This is a genomic window from Heyndrickxia sp. FW510-T9 (assembly GCF_058781025.1).
Map to the genome: position 1 here is coordinate 43382 of NZ_JBYSWK010000023.1, position 18817 is coordinate 62198.

Below are 18817 nucleotides of genomic sequence, written 5' to 3' on the forward strand. Positions count from 1 at the left end.
TTGGACTGGAATTGTCACTTTGTAATTACCAAGTTCATCTACTTTAGCTTTGTATACTTTTGTTCCGATTTTTACGGTGATGATTGCTTTTGGCTCTGCTTCCCCCGTCACCAAAGTTGATTTATTATTTACTGGATTGACTCTTGGCATATTCGGCGCAGCTCTGATTACTGTTGTAGTCTTTACGGAGCTGACATTTCCTTCACTATCATTTGCTGAAATGGAAATGGTTGTTCCCGTATTTTGGACCGGAATTGTGACATTGTAATTCCCCATTCCATCTGCTTTTGCTGTATATGCTTTTGTTCCGATTTTTACAGTGACAATTAATGCTGGCTCTGTTTTTCCTGTCACTAAAGTTGATTTATTATTTACTGGGTTGACAGTGGGAACAGCTATAAATTTTTTGACGGTGATTATGGTTGACTCACTTTTATTAAACCAATCATCTGTGGCCGTAACGTATAATTTACTACCAGCGTTTTGTCGTTTTATATTAACTCTAAAATCCCCATTCTGACCGGCTGTCGTTTCCCCAATAAGATCATTATTTTCGTTTACTACCTTAATAACAGAAAGTTTTTCAGCATTACCCGTGATGTACTCACTTTTGTCAGTAACATCATAAACAATCGGTTTTTCTGGCGGGACAAGTTTTATATACGGTGTATTTTTGTCGGGTGCCAGTAAATAAGGATTGTAATTGATATAAGAACCAGAGCTAGGCTCGTTATTTTTATCAAAAATCATTTTTTTGATCGCTGTTTCGTCTGTTGTTCCCCAATAGTTATTGATCGCTGTCATTTTTGCCGTCGGATAACCAGCAGGTAAAAGTAATGCATAGCTTCCATTATTCTTAGATTTTAAAAAAGAATTATTTGCAACAATTGTTTCAGAACTTCCGGTAGTATCCAAGTTGGAAACAGCATAGTCTGTATAATTGTAAAATACATTATTTAATATATTTACCTTGGCATCAAGGTATGTTCTAACATTTATTCCGCATGAATTGATAAAAACATTCCGTTCGATAAAAACATCTTTTGGCGGATAAAAAAGGGTTAAGGGATTTGATAAATTGAAGATCCTTGAATCTTTTAAAATCAAATTTGTGATAAGCCCCCAACTTTTATTACCACTTTGAATGATGTCAGCATTTTCAAGGTGGATAGAAGCCGAAACTGGATCGTAATATGGATCGTTAAAAATCACATCGTTTAATATTATTTTTAAATTAGGGTTCCCGACCGCTTCAAAATCCCCGTCCACCATAATACGCCTATTATTCCCTTCAATCGTCACCCCTGGTTCTACCGTTAATTTAACACCATAGTTAACTTGAATATCTCCTGTTAAATAATATGGAGAGCCTGCCCTCGTCCATGTAGTATTCTGATAAATGGTTCCACTAACATCTGTCCCTGTATTTGCTTTAGCAGGGATATACCCTTGAAAACACATAAATATTAGCATAAAAAGGAATATTGTCTTCAAATACCTAACCATAGATTCTCCTCCCCAGCTCTAAAGGCTTTATTCTCTCAAATTTATTTATGCCGCAATTCTGCGCTCTAGACGTTTAAACTTTTCAAAAAATAAATTCATATGTATGAATTTAGGGTGAATAAATGATATCAGCCTTCATGCAACAAATGTTCATCTAATTAAAACAGCACCTTCCATACTACTGGAATGGTGCTGCCTTTGCTTTATAGAAAAAACCGCACTTTACTTAGGATACGGTTCTTTCATTGTGTACTTAAATGAGTTTTTTAATTATACTTATAAAATTCTTGCGCTAACTTCCACAAGAAATATGTCCTTTTTATTTAGATTGATTAATTGTCCCTTTAATATATTCAGGGAGAATTAATGTCCCCTCCTTATATTCTTTTAGAGAAAACGTCATCGGTGTACAATTCCCACCAACTCCAATTATGATGCTTAAATCTTTTGGGGAATAGACAACTGTATGCAACGTACCAAAATACTCTTTATAGTGTTTAAAAAATATCGGGGAACTTTCATCATTAAAATGATGATAAGCAGACATGGGTGATAAACTTTCCGATAATAAGGAACTCACATACTCCTTACGTTTTATCGATCCTTGTACTCCTATTTTGTTTTTCTCTCTCAATTTTTCTGACTCAAAGTGATTTGTACAAATAAGCGGATTTGTGAAATTTACGATCTGTTGTTGTGGAGAAGCTTCTACTTTTACACTTGTGCCACTTTGATCTGTGATGGAGTAATTGTAGCAATAACCATGAGGTATTTTTGTAATGAAGTTTAGCGCCTCTTCAATATTTGCACATTGTTCTAAAAGCATTCTAACAATAGCAGGTGCAATAAATCCTTCTTCCCTATGTTGGTTATTTACAAAATGTAACCCTACGACGAGCCCTTTTTCATTCATTCCATCAAGTCTTCCAATTACTAGTTCACTAAAACCCACACTAGCATAGCCATCGGTTGGTTTCGTAAATACAAGTCTTGCATCGTACATTTCCGGGCTAAAATCATAATTGCGTACGTAATAGCCCTCATTCACCAAGGTTGTACACCCCATTTCTGGAAATACTACATCATACCCACTAAAAAGTTTAATGGTAGTATCTAATTCCATATCTAATCCTTCCGCCAAGCCTATTAGTTCTTGAAAAAGATTCGGTGAAACATTCTTTAGTAGTTCCTTCGCCTTGCGTTCATTTGAGTTAATAGTTAATTTTTTCAGTTGGTCCAATTGTTCTAAGTTCGGTAATGACCGTAATTCTCTACCTTGTTCCAAGCCAAATTGATAATAGTTTCCTGTCAATTCTACTATTCTTACAACTAACTCTTCATTTTTATACATTTTTCGTATCCTCCCTTATTCCAAATTGAGTAACAGGCAATATTAAATCGAGATTTGTGAAGTCATCCCCACGATACCATTCTAATATTGAACCTGTAGGAACCCAGTTATTTTCGTTTGCATAGTTTATTAATTTCCGATAGCCGTCTTGAATTTTTGTTATTGGATCATTAAAAGACATAGCTATATAAATACAAGCAGGCATATGTTCTAGCAAATCCATTTCAGTTACCTTGTTTGGCTGTATGTCAAAAGGTATTCCGAATCCAAATTGGACTTTAATCACGTCTTTTCCAGAAATATATTTTAAATAACAACTTTTTATTGGAATATTTAATTTCTCAAGTTCTTTACCCTTCTTCGTAACAATCTCTCTGAATTTCCCAATTTCTGATTCTGCTAAAAACCAAATAACTTTTTCTGCGCTTTTCTCTAAAAGATAGATATTTCGGCTTGTATAGTCACTTTCTAAGTAGCGTAAACTTACATTTAAAATATCTAGCCTTCCCTTTATCATCTGAATCCAATTATCCATCATTTTTTGTCGTGTTATATCATCGCTTTCCTCTAAATACGCTTGAATATTTTTTATTGGTACATCTGCCAAACGTAAACTTGAGATTAATTTAGCTACTGCAACTTGATCTTCCGAATAAACTCGATACCCACTGATGTCTCTACTGACTGAACGAAGTAAATTTTGTGACTCATAATACCTTAATGCACTTTTGGAAATACCAGTTATTTCAGCGAAATCCTGTATTGACATGAACTTACTCAAACCATTACACCTCCTATAATTCAATGTTACATCTTAAAGTTACTTTAAGGTCAAGAGGAAATTCAAAAATAAATAGTTTGCTATTCAGGAAACTCTTCACTAACTTTTATGAAGTTAAAATAAACCTTATTTACTTATGATATGCATCATCATAATATATCTAAATGAGGCTTTTACTATTAGCTTTAATTATCGAAAGGTCTATAGCTAAAAATGGTTATTCCATTGAATTCATCTTCCATATAACAGCTCGTTAGAAACTTTTCAATCTGTCCTAGCTTTTGAACTACATGGCTCTCTACGTAGTCCATAAGGGGAATCCTACTACTTCTGTCCATTTCAAATCCTCTGCAAACCCCTCAAGAAAAAATACTGAGCGTTTTCTAAAGCAGTACCTACATAGGTGAGATGAATATTTTCTAAATTCGATTGCTTATGATATTTTCAGGTTTCCTTAGTGCTTTAAAATTACATAATCTTTACATATTCTTTACCTTAACTTAAGCAGAAACAACCGATTTCTTAATACAATAAAAGAGAATTTACTATTTGGAGGGATTGAATGGAGAATACTTTTGCGGTTTCAGATGATGTTGATTGTGAGAACCAATTATTTTACAGGAGTGGATTTTTATGAAAATTGCTATTTTCAAAGATACCGTCCACCTTGAAATAAATAGAGTTACACGATCACGTATGCTCTAACAAAAAACTGGAATCAATAAAATCGATAGATCTACTTTACATACAGTTAGTAACAACAAATGAGGGGATTGAGGAAAACATGCATGAAAATATCATAGCTTTTATATTAGGAATCGTAGAAGGATTAACCGAATTTTTGCCGGTATCATCAACTGGTCACTTGATTTTAGTTGGTAGCTTATTAGGGTTTGAGGGTGAAAAAGCCAATACTTTTGAAGTAATTATACAACTTGGTTCTATGCTAGCTATTTTAGTTTTATATTGGAAAAGATACCTTTCTCTATTAAATTTTAGTTCAATTGGGAAACCCGAAAAAAGATTAGATGCTATTCACATCATATTGGGGGTAATACCTGCTGCAATAGTAGGGATATTGCTACATGACTTCATTAAAAACCAACTTTTTTCACCTAAAGTTGTGGTATTTAGCCTTATAGCAGGTGCAATATTAATGATATTTGCAGAAAAAAAACATAGAAAATTCACCTCTAACACAGTGGATGAATTGAGCTATAAGCAAGCTTTTACCATTGGACTATTCCAATGCTTAGCAGTAATCCCTGGTTTTTCTCGTGCTGGATCTACCATATCCGGAGGGTTACTAGTTGGTGCAAATCACAAAACAGCAGCAGAATTTTCCTTTTTGGTTGCTCTCCCTATTATGGTAGGTGCGACAGGCTTGGATTTTATTAAAAGCTTACATTTTCTACATACAAGCGACATTCCTTTGTTCGCTATCGGTTTTATTACTGCATTTGTTGTAGCCATGTTAGTAGTGGTATTGTTCCTTAAAATACTAACAAAGGTTGGTTTAAGCGTTTTTGCTTATTACCGAATTGCATTAGCTGCCTTATTTATTATCTTTGTACTACTTTAATAATTTTAACTAGAAGCCTATTAAACATTACAAGTCTAACAAAAACAACGAGGACAAAGATTAGGCTCAGCTATTGGAAGAATTAATAAAGAAATTACGATGGTATTATTCAAATCAAAAGAGAAATGAATAGGGTATTATTTGTAATTCCTCCATTTCCTCCCGCTAAGTTTGTATTTCTATGAAGAAACTGAATTAATCTTATAAAATAAGCCTGAATCTAAAAAATTCAGGCTTATTCATATCCAACTCAAAGGTTGGTGTGAACTCTTATTTACCTTCTTATAATTAAAACTGAAATATATATACCTCATTTACTTATGATACGGTTCTTCGTGGCACATCTATATGAATTTTTTCTATTTTTGAATCGCTTCTTTTTATCTGAAATCAATGATTAGATCCAACTTAATCATAAAGTAAACACCTAGAATTCCATTTAATCCGTATGTCTCTTTTGCAATTTCTACTTGTACTTAAAAGGAATCTGCATAAAGATTAGTGAATTTCATTGACTTTATACTTTAAGACAATAATATTACTTGTATTCGGCAATACCTATTTATATTTCCCTAGTTTCTTCCCTTAGCCATACTCTCTCTTCTTCATTTAAATAAGGAGCTAGCTTTGTGTATACCTCTTGATGGTAATTGTTTAACCATTGCTTTTCACTATCTGTTAACATATCTTTATTGATACCAGCTAAATCAATAGGGCAATACGTGATTGCTTCAAACTTCATAAATTGACCAAACTCTGTTTTCTCGTCTTCAACTACTAACATCATATTTTCAATTCTAATTCCATATTTACCTTCTAGGTATATTCCTGGTTCATTCGTAATAATCATGCCTTTTTCTAATATAACATTATTATTATCATTCCTTATGCTTTGTGGCCCTTCATGAACATTCAAGAAAAAACCTACTCCATGTCCTGTCCCGCATTTATAGTCCAAACCATATTGCCAAATTGGTTGTCTTGCTAAAACATCTAAGTTAGAACCAGTTGCTCCATATAAATATTTTACTGAGCTTAATGCGATAAATCCTTTTAACACCAAAGTAAAATCTCTTTTTTGTTCATCGGTAAGTTTTCCTAAAACAATCGTTCGTGTAATATCTGTTGTTCCATCATAATACTGTCCGCCTGAATCAATTAGAAAAAGACCTTCATTCTTAAGAGTATGCTGCGTTTTTTTATTAGCTTTATAATGCATCAGTGCAGCATGTTCTTTATAACCTGCTATCGTATCAAAGCTAGGTCCAACAAATCCTTCCTGCCCCCTTCTTAAATCTTCTAATCTTTCTTCTGCAGTAATCTCTGTAATTTCTTCTTTATCTACAGAATTTTTTAACCATTTTATAAATTTCACCATGGCTAAACCATCTTTTATTTCACACCATTTTATATTTTTTGTCTCAACTTCATTTTTAATAGCTTTTAAATTAGTCGTGATATTAGGAATTTCAATTTTCTTTGTATTACTGTTAATGGCATTATATAAACTGATATTTGTTTTATTCGTATCTAAAATAACGGCATCTTCGCTTGTAAGATTCTCCAATAATGTCTGTATTTCATGATTCGCTTTTAACTCGATTCCTTCAGCCTCCAGTTCTAATTTAACCAAAGAAGGAACCTTGCAAGAATCAATAAATAAATAACATTTATGTTCTGCTACGATTACATTAGCTATTACAACTGGATTGTTAGGGACATCAGCCCCTCTTATATTCAAAAGCCATGCAATGTCATCAAGGGAAGTTAATATATAATAATTCGCTCTTTTCTTTTTCATTTCTTCTCTTATTTCATTTAATTTTTCTACTCGTGATTTGCCTGCATATTTTACGTCATGAGTAAAAATTGGTCCATTAGGAATTTCCGGTCTATCTTCCCACAAATCACCAATTAAATCTTGATTCATTTTTAATACGATTCTCTTTGCTTTTAGTTCTTTTTCCATCTTTTTAACCATATTAATTGAAAAAACATTTCCATCAAAGCCCACAATGCTTCCTTCTTTAAGAACATCTGCTAGCCATTCTGTATAAGATGGCACCCCAGGATCCATCATTCTAAATAATCTGATTCCTGATCCCTCAAGCTGCTTTTCAGCTTGAATGTAGTATCTGCCATCTGTCCATAACCCAGCATCCTTTAATGTAATAACTACAGTACCTGCTGACCCTGTAAATCCTGATATCCATTGTCTACCTTTCCAATGTTCTGCTACATATTCACTCTGATGTGCATCAAAACTGGGAATTATATAAGCATCCATTTGATTTTCTTTCATTAATTGCCTTAACTTTTCGATCCTATCCCTGATATTCATTACTAATACCTCCATTTTCCTTAAGACTAAATTCTTTACTTTCACGATCATACAGCCATGCGGCTAGTACTATACTAATTAATCCGGCTGTAAGCTTTGATATTATAAAAGCTCCTAACATTTCTGGGGCTACTCCTGACACAAATCCAAATTGACCACCAAATACAAATGCTCCACTTACTCCAAAGGCAGTACATACCACTTTTCCTTTAGGATTCATTTCCTTATATGTTCCAAATATCAACAGATTACTAGCCAAATTTCCTAGAATCCCTGCTACTGACACTGAATTAATGCCAAATTTCTCCCCTATTTTTTCAAAACTATTTTTAAAAATTCGATTAACAAGTGCTAGCATAGGATATGCTCCAGCTAAAACAAATGCGATCTTGCCTACTATAACAGTAGATTCAGATAGTGGTGCCAATCCTGAGACAAGCCTTACACCGAATATCACATCTATACCTTGTAAAAGTAATCCAACAATACTCAAACTCATTATCAACTTTCCAAATACATTAAAGACTTTTATAAAAACATGTGGAGCTTTTAATAATCCTGCCCCTAAAATAATAGCAAAAACAAATATAGGTACCAGATTCCATACTAATATATTTATATTTATTTTTTGCCATAAGCCTGCTGCGAGACATCCTATTGGTATAGTAATAATTCCAACCAACACACCCTTAGAAAAATATTTTTCATCCTCTTTAGAAAGCATCCCTAACGCAACAGGTATTGAAAAACTAATTGTGGCTCCTAAAGTGGATGCGATGATAATTCCTGAGAATGCCCCCATTTCCTTTGTCAATGCTAGCTCATTAGCCATTTGATAACCCCCCATATCTACAGCTAAAAAAGCTGCGGGAACGAGAGAAGGATCTAGATGAAGAAATCTACAGATTGGAATAATCTCAGCGGCTAAAAAATTTGTAAATATAGGAGCTAAAGAAAGTATTCCTATCATGCCAAGCCCTAAAGCCCCCATGGTCTTTATGCCTTCCTCAAATTTCCCACCCAGTTTCAAATGATTTCCGGTAATATAATCAATAGCTCCGATTACAAAAAAAGAACCGATTAGATATAATACAAATTTATCCATTGTTATTATCACTTTCTATTAACTTTATATAATGTCTTTACTTATCAGCATCTGTAGTATAAAACCCACTATTGTAGATATAATTAGGAGTATTAACAGCTAAGAGCTTGACCTTTTTGTTAGTATAATTAGCCCAATTGTGGTCAATATTTGAGTCCATATGAACACTGTCACCAGGATACACTTCATGCCTCTTACCATTTATGTAAACTGTTAATATACCCTCTAAAACATAAATGAACTCTTCTCCCTCATGCCTATAGGATAATATTTCTTCATCTTTCTTTTGAGGAAGTATTTCTATAAGCCTTGGAACAAGTTGTTTATTTTCCAAATCTGTACTTAAACTAAACTTAATAAAACCTCCTTCTACTGAATCCATTATTTCTTGTTCATAACTTCTTAAAACCATATCTTTCCTTTTAAGTGGATAATCAAAAAAATGTGTTAAATGTACTTCCAAAATATCAGCTAGTTTTTCAAGTGAATCAACTGCAATGGTAGTAAGCCCCCTTTCTAATTGAGACAGAAATCCAACAGATAGTTCGCTTTTTTCACTTAACTCTTTCAAAGTAATGCCTTTTTCAGTCCTCAATTTCTTTATTTCCATTCCTATATTCATCATTTCACTCCAAATTTCATATTTATGAATAATATAATATATATTAGTGCAATATTCAATCTATCGTGAAATTATTTTATAAATATGAAATTATTTTAATTAACCTTGTCATATATTCTCTCAAGAACAGTCCGTAGAATTACACAATCTGGCACAAAAAAAGACGCTTGATCTATTAGATCTATGCGCCTAGATTGATTGTTAAATAATAAAATATGAAGAACTAGCTCAACAAATATAACTTCATGCAACAAATGTTTATCTAATCAAAACAGCACCTCCCACACAAAATGGAACGGTGCTGTCTCTGTTTTTCATAAAAAACCTCATTTACTTATGATACGGTTCACCATAACTAGTTTATGTGCGATTTTTTAAGAACTACCAATCTCTATCATAATTGCCCCTTTAGAACATCTATTTTACATTGATAGAAGTTGTTACCTAAAATTAATATGTTCGTACCATGGGTGGAACATAGTCTGTAATATGATGTTCGATTTCAATAAAAGAGTTAGTAAACAAGATTCCTTTTTTATCTGCTTCAGTTAAAAAACCATTCGTTACCATATCATCATAGAAATCTTTTAATTTATCATAATAGCCATCTACATTGAATAAAATACACGGGTTTTGGTGTTGTCCAATTCTTGCCCATGAAATTACTTCAGAGATTTCTTCTAAAGTTCCAGGTCCCCCAGGTAGTGCAATATAGCAGTTTCCTAATTCAATCATCTTGTTTTTACGTTCAGACATGGAATGAACAATTTCTAAACGAGTTAAATTTGGATGACTTAGCTCTCTATCGACTAAAAACGTTGGAATAATACCGATTACTTTACCGTTATGTAATAAAACTTCATCTGCTATGACGCCCATTAGACCAGCTTTTCCTCCGCCATATACTAAAGTATGACCATTTTCGGCAATCCATTTACCAAGTGATTTTGCTGCTTCTACATATAATTCGCTATTACCTAAACTTGCCCCACAATAAACTGATATATTCAAATTTTATTCCTCCTTTATGCTACTATTATTATAGAAGTATAAGGAGTGATTTTCAGTGAATATTTTTGAATATCAAAAATGGATAACAGAATTTTATAAAAAACGAGGTTGGTATGACTTAAATGCCTTTATTCGTGTGAATTTTTTAACGGAAGAGGTTGGTGAAGTTTCCAAAGCGATTCGAACTATTGAAATTGGTCGTGATCGTCCTGATGAGGTAACTCTGTCAAAAGAAATTCAAATTGAGAATTTAAAAGAAGAACTAGGTGATGTTCTTGATAATTTATTTATTATAGCTGATAAGTACCATATTGATTTAACTGAAATTATGTCAAGCCATAAAGATAAACTAACAAAACGATACCAGTAAGGAGGCATATAATGTTTAATAAAATATAAAACCACCTAAAAGTTGTGACTGATAAACTAAAGTAAACAGTTCTTGCTAGATAAGAATGAACACTTATTTTCCAGTTTGGTGTTGACATTCCAACAAAAGGCAAAATAGTGGCATTACAACAATAAAAATAGGGTGATTCTCATTAGATATTTTGAATATGGTCTGGTATTGAATGTATTTTGTATCAAACCCTGCTTCTTTCATTTTCTTTGAAATTTCCATGATAAAATCCCTATTTTCTATAGGATATTCTTTAACGTTCTTCACTACATTAGAACCGCTATATTTTTTTACCTTTATTTCAATGTTGCTGTATCCTTGTTGTTGAATATATTGTTCCGCTGCTTGTTCTACTTTCATCTTTTGCTAATAATATTGTTTAGGATCTATAGACACTGAGATTATATGATTACTTTGGGATAGGCTATTTATTGCAAAACCTTGTTCCATTAGATGTTCAATTAATGCATCAGCAATCGGTCCTCTATTTAAAACATTATTGAACAATGGTATTTTTGAAGCTAATGTAGCCATTGTTGGTGAAACAAAAGTAGAACTTATAAAAAGTCCTATAAAAATGACAGCAGCTGAGGAACAGAGAACGATTTTCTTTTTTAAATTTCTCTTTTTCTTTATCAATTGATTATTCATTTCTTGCTCTGCTTGCATAAAACCATCGATAATTCTCCTATCTAGTTCTTTAGGAAGTTTAATAGAATTTATTTCCTTACGAATTGGATTATCCTCCATATATATCCTCCTTCTTGATATTTTTTTAAAGTTTCCCCAAGGCACGGTATGTAATGGTTTTTACTGTACCCCTTTCTCTCCATAAATATTTCCAAAGATCTTAATTGAAAACATTCCACAACTCCTCGTCAAATCAGTATGGGCAACAATGCAGGCGTGCTTGAATACAGTAAAAGCGACGTTATAATGAAAAACAAGCTCACAACTCCAAAATGATAGGATTGTAGTGATAATGATTATCAATTATCATATAAAATAATGCATGAGGAGGAGAAACTACAATGTCTAACGATACATACATACCACATAGAAACGACCAGAGCTTTTTGAACAGCACATGGTTCAAACTCATTCACGTAGAAAAAGTACTATACAGCGGTCAGGAATGGTTATTTCGAAAGGATCAACTAATTCAGCATCGGATAATAATTTGCTCACGGCCTTGCCGGGTTATTGTAGACGGTGTTCGGATTCATGCTATTTCCGGCACTGTAATCGTTTGTCATCCCGGACAATGGGTAGAGACGGGTGGCCCTTCGAAAGAGGAACAGACGATGTATTTTCTCGAATTTGAGCAAGGACAAGTCGCAGGTGGGGAAATGGATCAGGATATAACGGCAAAATTGGAATTCAGGACATTTGAGTACCGAATTCCAGCCACCGTTCACCTAGGCAATATAGTCCACTCTTACTGGGAACGAGCCACATCGGCCGATCTAATGCGAGCTCAGGCAGGCTTTTACGAATTGTTGTCACTGTTGGTTGAACAACAAGAATGCCGAGATATGGAAGCACCGGATTTTGTCAAGGAAGAGATTGACCGCCGGTACCAGGAAAATCTCTCGGTTGACGATCTGGCCATGTTATCGAGAGTGAGCCGATATCAACTAATGCGTAATTTCAAGGAACGCTACGGAAAAAGCATCGTCGAATATTTAACTGAAGTGCGGCTCCAACATGCTAAGAAATTAATGCTGGAGAACCGTTTATCGATAGGAGAAATCTCCGATCAAGTCGGCTTCGGGAGTGAACAGTATTTCCGTACTGTATTCAAAAAGAAAGTCGGGATTGCACCAGGTGTCTATCTTCATAACCGAAGGCACAAAGTGGCGGCTTATAGTTGGCCAATACTTGGACAACTGCTGCCGCTTCAGGTTGTGCCGCACGCTGCTCCGCTTGATCATTACTGGACCGACGAATTTAGCCGAAAATATAGTAGTGATATCGCGGTGCCGCTTGGACATCATTACGACTTCAACCGTCGGGTATTACGGCAGATGAAGCCTGATTGTATCATTGGTCTGAATAGCACAATCTCACCTGACGAAGCCGCTAGTCTTGGCGAAATTGCACCTGTCCTGCTGCTTCCCTGGATGGAAGCTGATTGGCGTCAGCATTTGTGGATGGTAGCCGATTTTTTGGAAATGACCGAAGTTGCGGCATCTTGGTTGGAACGTTATGAACAGAAAACGAAGTCAGTTCGTGAGCAAATCCATAACATTGTCCTGGATGAAAAAGTGCTGGTACTGAAGGTGGCTGGGAATGATCTGCAAATATGGGGACGCAAAGCATTGACCGTCCTTTATGACGATCTTGGTTTAGCACCGGCTTCACTGGTAAAAGACATCGATTGGTATGCTCCTGTTAAGCTTGAACGTTTATCAGAGTATGAGGAGAACTGTCGGTTCATCGTCAACGTAAATGGCGATTTCCATTCGCAATTACACTGGAAGAGGCTCCAAGAAGATAAACAATGGAACGGGCTTAAGCAAGTTAGGGAGAACACCATTCATTTGCAGCAAGGACATCAGGCATGGGTTTATCCTTGGTTCGAAAATTCGGCACTTTATCAGGACCGCTTGCTTGATAGAACCGCACAATTGATTTTGTGCAAACATCTATAAAAATTCCGCATAATCGTGGATATACAGAATAATGCCTGTTTGCTATAATCAGTAAATGATAATGATTATCAATATCAGGAGGCGTTATAATATATGCATGGATATTCAAATAAAAGACCACAGAATCGGCGTATCTACGCTGCTGTGTTTTTAGTTGGAGTGCTAACGCTCATGCTTGTTCTTGGAGCTTGTGGGAAAAGCGGTGGCGAAAGCTCTTCGGGAAAAGCTCCGACTACTCCAACGACAGTAACAGTCAAACATGATTACGGCACAACAGCGATTCCAGCTCATCCTAAGCGGATCGTCTCAATTGGAATGGAAGACATATTACTTTCGCTCAATGTGCCACTCGTTCAGGCTTTCAGCACGGATGGCTATTATTTAGACTCTCAAATCAAAGAAAAGAAAATACCGATTAACAGTTCCTTCGATGTCAATCTGGAGGCGATTGCAGCAGCTAATCCCGATTTGATTATCATGAATACCTACATGACGGATCAAAAAGGATACAAACAGCTTAGCAAAATCGCACCTACGATTGCTTTTGTTCGAGATAATTGGCAGTCAAGTATGATTGATATTGGTAAAGCACTAGGCAAGGAGGATCAGGCGAAAGTAGTGCTCCAGACGTATCAAGACAAAGTGAAGCAAGCAAAAGAGACGATCGTACAAGCCGTTGGCACAGGGAAAACGGTCGCATTCCTCCGTCCGTCAACGAAGGATGTGGAAGTGGACTTCCCGGATTATGCGTGGACATCTGTCCTCTACAACGATCTAGGTCTGAAGCCGGATCCTAAGATTTTGGAATTCCAGAAAAAAAGCAAAGATACTTGGGGAGGTACGATGTTATCTCTAGAGAAGCTCCCGGAACTAACTGCAGATTATTTGTTTATGGATTATGGGGCATCCATGGCTTCTGAATCAGATTTCCAGAAGGATGTCAACAAATCGTCTGAAGTGGAACAATTGCATGTATGGAAGGCGATTCCCGCAGTCGCACAGGACCATGCGTTCAAAGTATCCGCTCGACATTGGGCACTGAGCGGTCCAATCGCCGATGGGATGAAAATTGATGACATTGTAAAAGTGTTGACTGCAATTAGATAAATACGTTCCTTTGTTGTATGGTAACAGATAAAAATTGGAGTGTTCTTTTGTCCTTCTGTTGGGATGATGACTGATTATGTATTGAAGCAGCTATTGATCTCACAGGCATTGTGAAGCATGTAACAGTTCTTGAATTTGCGCCTGATCTGAAAGCTGATTCAGTACTGCAGGATCGTCTCTACAGTCTGCCAAGTATAACGGTTAACAAGAATGCTCAAACAATTTCCGAAAGTCACTTTACTATCTAGCAGGATAGTTCAGTGACTTTCTTTATCACACACATTTTCATCAATTTAACAGCTAAAAATATACAAGTTTTTATTCATATCTTGGTATTTTGGGTTCGTTATATTTTCAGTAATACAGAACCCCATTTACTTGTGGTACGATTCACCCTACTTAATCCTAAACTCCTCAAGAATACAATCCCCTAATATTAATCCTAACATTTTTCTTTGCAATTCCCTCTTTATGAGACCCTGCTTTTTCTAGAACCTTAATAGAACCGATATTATGAGACATGAATCTGTTGCCTGATTATACCCTAATCCAGTAAACATTCCTACAAAGTTCAGAATGGTAATCAAGTAAAAATACTGATACTATCGAAAAACTAAATGCAGCAATGATTGCCGTTACAGCCCCAATTCCTGTAAAAAACCAATGTTCGCACCCCTTGAGAGGGTCCTCTCGATATAAAGCAAACCAATCGGTGCCGATACGGAAAATCCTTGTATAAAACTTTTAATCAGAAACAAATCTTTTCTTTCTCCCAATTTTAAGGTGTTTTTAATGTTCGTATATTATTATAGCTATAGTATTAATATATTGTTAAGAATTTGTGAAATAAACTGACTATATGGTTTATTTTGATTTTTTTATATTATAATAAATAATAAATTATTAAATTTTTTATAGATTGGAGATTATTATGAAAACTAGACTTCGAAAATTACACAATACTAAGTCTTTTAATCTACATGATTTAATTGACCAAAATAAAAAAATGATGGAAAAAGACGAGAAATTTATTATCGAATTGGAAAAGAAGTTAGAAGAAAAACTGTCCAAGAGATAAGAAAAGCTTTGAAATCTATTATAAATAACTTAAAAGCGGAACTAAAAAATGTTCCGCTTTTAAAAGTGTGGTAAGTTATCTAAATTATTCTCTTCAATCCCATCTGGTTCACTGCGAATAATATCTCGACCGTATTTATGAAAAACATCAATATGAGCAATCTTTCCCGCCTTAGCTTCATCTAATGCTGTAATATAATCCAACTCACGTCCTGAATTGGTCTTAAAGGCAATAATATCGCCGTCATCATTTTTTCTAACTGCTATGATTTCTTCTTTTCCCATCATATTTTCTTCGCCAGCTTCGAGTTTCGCTTGCTGCAAGCTTTGTTCACGATATTCTTGATAAATTTGTTCATAAAAATTATCTTCCATCATTTGCACCTCCAATATATTGGTTATTGTTAGTTGCTTTTGCATTTTTTATGTATGGTGGTCCAGGACTGGAAAAGGAATTAAGCATTGGATTGAGAGTAAGGATAAAACCTCTAAAAGTCATTATTTTAGAGGTTTTCTATTTGAGAAATGTGGAATTCCAATTAAACTGTGGAAAATTGTACTTTGGGTGGGGAAAAAACAGAGGATCCCGATGAAATTTTTTGAAAAAGCGAGGAAAATGAGATGAGAAATGTGGATTTCCAATGAAGAGTTGAAAAAAACGATGATTTCCCTGAATAATTGGGATCTCATTTTGTCCTTCATACCTCTTAAGAAGGACATTCCCCCCTCCATAGTTACTCACTCCAATTCCTTAAAATACCCTATCAAAAATTCGCGGAATTCCCGAACGACTTTAGGTGTATACCGATCCTTTCTCCATGCCATTCCAATCGTTCTCTTACAAATAGGCTGTTCAATGTGCAATGGGACAATCTTTTCATAGCTGCTATACCGCAATGTATGCTCCGTTAAAAAGGATACTCCTAGTCCAGCTTCCACATAGTTTTGTATGGATCCAGGTTCTTCGAGCTCAAAAGCAATTTTCGGAGTGAATCCCGCTTTTTCACAGAAACCATCCGTTAACATTCTAAATGGATTAGTTGGTTCCATGTGAATAAATGGTTCATTTGCTACTTCCTTCAGCTGTATACTATCTCTTCTTGCAAAACGATGGGAATCCGGTACGACGATGAATACTTCATCCTCCATAAGATTGATCCAGCTAATCCCTTCATTCTCAATCGGAAAATAGGTAACACATAAATCAATTTCACCTTTTTCTAATTGGTCGACAACTCGTAACGGAGAATGCATTCCAACCTGGAATTTTGCTAAAGGATATGCTTGTCGAAATTGACTAATAATATCTGGTAGTAACGGGGTATGCATAACAGAAAGCGAAATTAGATTTTCACTTTCTCCTGCGAGTTCTGCCATTTCAAGTTTGGCAGAATCTAATTCAGAAAAGGCACGATCTACTCTTTTTAAAAAAATCTTACCGAAATGATTTAATTTAATATTTCTGCCCTCTCTATCAAAAAGCTTAAATCCTAGTTCTTCCTCTAATCTTGAAATGGTTTGACTTAGTGATGGTTGTGCAATTGTTAGTTCTGTTGCTGCCTTTGTCATATGTTCAAAATGGGCTACTGTTTGAAAATACCTTAATTGTAAAAAATCCATTTATTCACCTCTATTGATAACTCTAAACCTATAAGCAAATAGTAATACATATATTGGTTATTATCAATTATTTGGAGTATGATAAAACATATAATTATTACGGGAATCGAAGTAATTTTGCATTCATAAGAAAGGTGTTTATATGGAAAACTGGAAAAGAAATTTATTCGTTTGTTGGTTCGGTTCATTTGTAACTGCTGCGGGGATGAGTCAGATTGCCCCCATGCTTCCTTTATATATAGAACAGCTTGGCATACACTCCACATCAGATGTTGAAAGATGGTCTGGGCTTATTTTCGGCTCAACCTTTTTAATTTCAGCGATTGTATCACCTATTTGGGGAAGACTCGCTGACAAAAAGGGACGCAAGCTAATGCTTCTTCGTGCAAGTCTCGGCATGGCAATTGTCGTAATTATGATGGCATTTGTGCAAAATGTGTATGAATTGCTTGCATTACGCATGTTAATGGGTGCTGTATCCGGTTATATTTCTGCATCTGTAACATTAGTTGCTACACAAACACCAAAGAAAAGCTCAGGATGGGCACTTGGTACACTTTCAACTGGTTCTGTTAGTGGTGGGCTATTAGGGCCGCTAATGGGAGGAGTAATTACGGAATTCTTTGGGATAAGAAGCTGCTTTGTTCTAACAAGTGTGTTATTATTAGTCGCTTTTTTTTCCGTGCTATTTCTGATTAAAGAGGAATTTACACCTGTTCATAAAGAACCTTTAGCATTTAGTCAAGTTTGGAAACTCGTTCCTAATACGAGACTGCTAGTTTCATTATTTGCAAGTACATTTATTTTACAAATTGCCAATATGTCTATTCAGCCGTTAATTACTGTATATGTAAAACAATTATCACCTCATGCGGCACATTTATCGATGATTGCTGGAATGGTTGTAGCTACTGCTGGACTTGCCAATATTCTTGCTGCTCCTAGGTTAGGGAAGCTTGCCGATCGTATTGGCTCACAGAAAATTCTATTCGGAGCTTTGATTGTTGCTGGAATCATTTTTATCCCGCAAGCATTTGTAAAAACACCATGGGAACTCATGGGACTGCGCTTCTGTCTAGGGCTCGCAACAGCAGGACTCTTGCCATCCATTAACAACCTAGTACGAAAAAGCGCACCAGATGAAGTGGTTGGCCGTATTTTCGGTTATAATCAATCTGCTCAATACATTGGTACACTTGGTGGATCTGTATTAGGCGGACAAATGGCAGCATTATTTGGCATTCACTATGTGTTCTTCAGCACAAGTGCCTTACTACTGCTAAACGCATTATGGGTGTACAGCATTAATCATGTTGGTTCCAGAAGAAGAACAATGTCACATAGTCATTAGGGTGTCAGGCACCAGATTAGAATTCGAAGAAGCACGCATAAATTACTACGTAGTTCGGTTGTGAAGTAGAAAAACTGAATTCACAAGGTCAATATCAAGCTAAATCGCATAGTTTTTAGATAATCGAATTACACAGAAAAACGCAGAGGTTTTAGCATCCTCTGCGTTTTTTATAATCAAATGACCAGTTCTTCAACTAACGCAAAGACAAATCAATTTTTGCCAAAGAACGTCATTGCTAAAAACTTCACTTATTTTTAAATAAGATATGATGTCCTTAAACAAGTAACCAGCAAAAGGAAAATAAGC

17 protein-coding genes are annotated in these 18817 nt (G+C 35.2%); 6 read left to right on the forward strand and 11 right to left on the reverse strand.

The annotated features are described in order from the left end of the window. From AC3WJF_RS13130 to AC3WJF_RS13140, 3 genes are all read right to left on the reverse strand, one after another. On the reverse strand, positions 1–1506 hold a 1506-nt coding region (locus AC3WJF_RS13130), incomplete at its 3' end, for an Ig-like domain-containing protein (protein ID WP_492452858.1). Between the two features lie 319 nt (positions 1507–1825). Next, complete coding sequence (locus AC3WJF_RS13135; protein WP_492452860.1) at positions 1826–2857, reverse strand: C45 family autoproteolytic acyltransferase/hydrolase; 1032 nt, start codon at positions 2855–2857, stop codon at positions 1826–1828. After that, positions 2850–3638, reverse strand: coding sequence for a helix-turn-helix domain-containing protein (locus tag AC3WJF_RS13140; RefSeq protein WP_492452862.1), 789 nt, complete (start codon positions 3636–3638; stop codon positions 2850–2852). The genes AC3WJF_RS13135 and AC3WJF_RS13140 overlap by 8 nt, the downstream gene beginning before the upstream one ends. Before the next feature lie 784 nt (positions 3639–4422). Here AC3WJF_RS13140 and bacA point away from each other — a divergent pair. Then, positions 4423–5220, forward strand: a complete 798-nt coding sequence (gene bacA, locus AC3WJF_RS13145; protein WP_492452864.1) for an undecaprenyl-diphosphate phosphatase — start codon at positions 4423–4425, stop codon at positions 5218–5220. A gap of 562 nt (positions 5221–5782) precedes the next feature. Here the strand turns inward: bacA and AC3WJF_RS13150 are convergent. From AC3WJF_RS13150 to AC3WJF_RS13165, 4 genes are all read right to left on the reverse strand, one after another. Further along, on the reverse strand, positions 5783–7561 hold the full coding sequence (locus tag AC3WJF_RS13150; protein ID WP_492452866.1) for an aminopeptidase P family protein: 1779 nt from the start codon (positions 7559–7561) through the stop codon (positions 5783–5785). Continuing rightward, positions 7545–8666, reverse strand: coding sequence for an ethanolamine utilization protein EutH (eutH, locus tag AC3WJF_RS13155; RefSeq protein WP_492452868.1), 1122 nt, complete (start codon positions 8664–8666; stop codon positions 7545–7547). The genes AC3WJF_RS13150 and eutH overlap by 17 nt, the downstream gene beginning before the upstream one ends. A gap of 37 nt (positions 8667–8703) precedes the next feature. Beyond that, a complete protein-coding gene (locus tag AC3WJF_RS13160) occupies positions 8704–9288 on the reverse strand; it encodes a helix-turn-helix domain-containing protein (RefSeq protein ID WP_492452870.1) in 585 nt (194 codons plus the stop codon). A gap of 450 nt (positions 9289–9738) precedes the next feature. Beyond that, positions 9739–10299: an LOG family protein gene (locus AC3WJF_RS13165; RefSeq protein WP_492452871.1), complete on the reverse strand. Its 561-nt coding sequence runs from the start codon at positions 10297–10299 to the stop codon at positions 9739–9741. A 55-nt stretch (positions 10300–10354) separates the two neighbouring features. Between AC3WJF_RS13165 and AC3WJF_RS13170 the strand changes: the two genes are divergently transcribed. Beyond that, the gene (locus AC3WJF_RS13170; protein WP_492452873.1) at positions 10355–10669 is read left to right on the forward strand and encodes a MazG nucleotide pyrophosphohydrolase domain-containing protein; all 315 of its coding nucleotides are present in this window, start codon (positions 10355–10357) and stop codon (positions 10667–10669) included. Between the two features lie 93 nt (positions 10670–10762). On the opposite strand, the gene AC3WJF_RS13175 is transcribed toward AC3WJF_RS13170, so the two are convergent. After that, positions 10763–11059: a hypothetical protein gene (locus tag AC3WJF_RS13175; RefSeq protein WP_492452875.1), complete on the reverse strand. Its 297-nt coding sequence runs from the start codon at positions 11057–11059 to the stop codon at positions 10763–10765. Between the two features lie 6 nt (positions 11060–11065). Next, a complete protein-coding gene (locus tag AC3WJF_RS13180; protein WP_492452877.1) occupies positions 11066–11449 on the reverse strand; it encodes a hypothetical protein in 384 nt (127 codons plus the stop codon). Positions 11450–11730: 281 nt separating this feature from the next. Here AC3WJF_RS13180 and AC3WJF_RS13185 point away from each other — a divergent pair, with 281 nt between their 5' ends. The 3 genes from AC3WJF_RS13185 to AC3WJF_RS13195 all read left to right on the forward strand — a co-directional run bounded on the left by AC3WJF_RS13185 (position 11731) and on the right by AC3WJF_RS13195 (position 15538). Continuing rightward, on the forward strand, positions 11731–13353 hold the full coding sequence (locus AC3WJF_RS13185) for a helix-turn-helix domain-containing protein (RefSeq protein WP_492452879.1): 1623 nt from the start codon (positions 11731–11733) through the stop codon (positions 13351–13353). A gap of 93 nt (positions 13354–13446) precedes the next feature. Further along, on the forward strand, positions 13447–14460 hold the full coding sequence (locus AC3WJF_RS13190; protein ID WP_492452881.1) for an ABC transporter substrate-binding protein: 1014 nt from the start codon (positions 13447–13449) through the stop codon (positions 14458–14460). Positions 14461–15391: 931 nt separating this feature from the next. Beyond that, the gene (locus tag AC3WJF_RS13195) at positions 15392–15538 is read left to right on the forward strand and encodes an FbpB family small basic protein (RefSeq protein ID WP_492452883.1); all 147 of its coding nucleotides are present in this window, start codon (positions 15392–15394) and stop codon (positions 15536–15538) included. A 59-nt stretch (positions 15539–15597) separates the two neighbouring features. Here AC3WJF_RS13195 and AC3WJF_RS13200 read toward each other — a convergent pair whose 3' ends face one another. Together AC3WJF_RS13200 and AC3WJF_RS13205 are read right to left on the reverse strand one after the other, a co-directional pair. Beyond that, the gene (locus AC3WJF_RS13200; protein ID WP_492452893.1) at positions 15598–15912 is read right to left on the reverse strand and encodes a DUF3892 domain-containing protein; all 315 of its coding nucleotides are present in this window, start codon (positions 15910–15912) and stop codon (positions 15598–15600) included. 363 nt (positions 15913–16275) lie between these two features. Continuing rightward, a complete protein-coding gene (locus AC3WJF_RS13205; protein WP_492452885.1) occupies positions 16276–17157 on the reverse strand; it encodes a LysR family transcriptional regulator in 882 nt (293 codons plus the stop codon). Between the two features lie 142 nt (positions 17158–17299). Here AC3WJF_RS13205 and AC3WJF_RS13210 point away from each other — a divergent pair, with 142 nt between their 5' ends. Further along, positions 17300–18508 carry a multidrug efflux MFS transporter gene (locus AC3WJF_RS13210; RefSeq protein ID WP_492452887.1) on the forward strand — a complete coding sequence of 403 codons (1209 nt, stop codon included), beginning with the start codon at positions 17300–17302 and terminating at the stop codon, positions 18506–18508. Positions 18509–18817: the final 309 nt, after the last annotated feature.

Coding starts and splice junctions, on each gene's coding strand:
- AC3WJF_RS13175 (WP_492452875.1), bottom strand. CDS start 11,059: ATGAAAGTAGAACAAGCAGCGGAACAATATATTCAACAACAAGGATAC.
- AC3WJF_RS13180 (WP_492452877.1), bottom strand. CDS start 11,449: ATGGAGGATAATCCAATTCGTAAGGAAATAAATTCTATTAAACTTCCT.
- AC3WJF_RS13135 (WP_492452860.1), bottom strand. CDS start 2,857: ATGTATAAAAATGAAGAGTTAGTTGTAAGAATAGTAGAATTGACAGGA.
- bacA (WP_492452864.1), top strand. CDS start 4,423: ATGCATGAAAATATCATAGCTTTTATATTAGGAATCGTAGAAGGATTA.
- AC3WJF_RS13210 (WP_492452887.1), top strand. CDS start 17,300: ATGGAAAACTGGAAAAGAAATTTATTCGTTTGTTGGTTCGGTTCATTT.
- AC3WJF_RS13150 (WP_492452866.1), bottom strand. CDS start 7,561: ATGAATATCAGGGATAGGATCGAAAAGTTAAGGCAATTAATGAAAGAA.
- AC3WJF_RS13195 (WP_492452883.1), top strand. CDS start 15,392: ATGAAAACTAGACTTCGAAAATTACACAATACTAAGTCTTTTAATCTA.
- eutH (WP_492452868.1), bottom strand. CDS start 8,666: ATGGATAAATTTGTATTATATCTAATCGGTTCTTTTTTTGTAATCGGA.
- AC3WJF_RS13200 (WP_492452893.1), bottom strand. CDS start 15,912: ATGGAAGATAATTTTTATGAACAAATTTATCAAGAATATCGTGAACAA.
- AC3WJF_RS13185 (WP_492452879.1), top strand. CDS start 11,731: ATGTCTAACGATACATACATACCACATAGAAACGACCAGAGCTTTTTG.
- AC3WJF_RS13190 (WP_492452881.1), top strand. CDS start 13,447: ATGCATGGATATTCAAATAAAAGACCACAGAATCGGCGTATCTACGCT.
- AC3WJF_RS13160 (WP_492452870.1), bottom strand. CDS start 9,288: ATGAATATAGGAATGGAAATAAAGAAATTGAGGACTGAAAAAGGCATT.
- AC3WJF_RS13205 (WP_492452885.1), bottom strand. CDS start 17,157: ATGGATTTTTTACAATTAAGGTATTTTCAAACAGTAGCCCATTTTGAA.